This window comes from Pseudoalteromonas sp. S327, assembly GCF_005886415.1.
Taxonomy (GTDB): Bacteria; Pseudomonadota; Gammaproteobacteria; order Enterobacterales; family Alteromonadaceae; genus Pseudoalteromonas; species Pseudoalteromonas atlantica.
Genome location: NZ_PNDP01000101.1, coordinates 1 through 1,329, shown reverse-complemented (window position 1 = coordinate 1,329; position 1,329 = coordinate 1). Strand labels below are relative to the sequence as shown.

Genomic DNA, 1,329 nt, shown 5'->3' with positions numbered 1-1,329 from the left:
AAAGCGCAGCAGCTCTACATCTCTTCGAGGATAAATCCTTTATTACAGGCTTTGCCCGTCACGCCAACAAGTTGTGCGTCCAGAAGTAAAATAGCCACGATGCTAAATTTAGGCTGTAGATACCATCTCTCATTTTAAGCTTCAAGGTCGTACTTAACTTTCTTGGAGCTTAAACTCTTCTTGGTTTTTTATTACACCAAAACATATATGAATGAGCTTTCTCATATTCGCACATACAGCTTGCATCGGTGTTTTACCGTTATTTATTAATGTTAACTTGTGTCGTTTTATTCTTTTATTCCATTGCCCAGCGACAATGGCTGCCATGTAGAGTTTACAGCGAATTCTGGCTGGCCCAAGTTTACTGATTGTTGTTCGCCCTTTTAATTTACCCGATTCATTGTGCCGTGGGATTAATCCACAATAAGCTGCTGCTTCTTTGGCTTTATTAAACTTTTTAGCCGCAAACAAATATGTCAGCTCTCTCGATAATACATGCCCAATGCCAGGTATAGACTCTAGTAGTTTCCTGTTTCTTTTTAAACCAGGCTCATTATCTATGTGATCATCAATGTCAGATTTAAGCTGTTTAATTTCGTCATCTAAAAATGCGATAGTCACTTTTATCGATTGGCGAACACGTGCTGAAACGTTGCTGAATTCACTTGCTTCTAATCGGTTAGCTTCTCGTTGCCGGTTACTCTCAAGCGCATCTAAACGACGGATAAGAGCTTTAAGCTCTCTAACTTCTAACGCTTCAGGTTGCCAATAATCAACGACTGCGTGCTTTGCACAGCCGTAGTGGGCAAGCATCGTTGCATCAGATTTGTCTGTTTTATGAATTATGTTTAACGCGTCAGCATACTTTTTCGCTTTGCCTGTATTCGCTAAAATAATATTAAAGCCTTGCTCATGTAAAAAATACATCAGTGCTTCATGATAAACACCCGTTGGTTCGAGGGTGATAACGAGCTCACTAGCAACGCTTTTAGTTGTATTTAAAAGCCACTTTTCTATTTTCTCAAAGTCTTGATGCTTGTTTTTAAAGACTTTTGTTTTAATCTTGTTTGTAGGCTGGTCTCTCAACCACGATAAATCAACTTTCTCTTTACTAATATCAATGCCGATAAACATCATCTCTACTTACTCCCCTTGTACATACAGCATCTACTTAAATAAAAGTGTGCTTGGATACCATTCAGTTTGTGAGAATAGAAAGTCAGGGCTTTATCTACGGAGCAGTATTAAATACTAGGCGCAAAGGCAAGCTCACTGACTTCGATGTGATAAATGATAGCTAATCATTTATCAACGAGAGATACAAGGCGC

At 38.9% G+C, this 1,329-nt stretch carries 1 protein-coding gene; it reads right to left on the bottom strand.

What is annotated here, in order from left to right; genetic code table 11:
* Positions 1-153: 153 nt before the first annotated feature.
* On the bottom strand, positions 154-1,137 hold the full coding sequence (locus CWB60_RS20265) for an IS110 family RNA-guided transposase (RefSeq protein WP_138580059.1): 984 nt from the start codon (positions 1,135-1,137) through the stop codon (positions 154-156).
* Positions 1,138-1,329 lie beyond the last annotated feature (192 nt).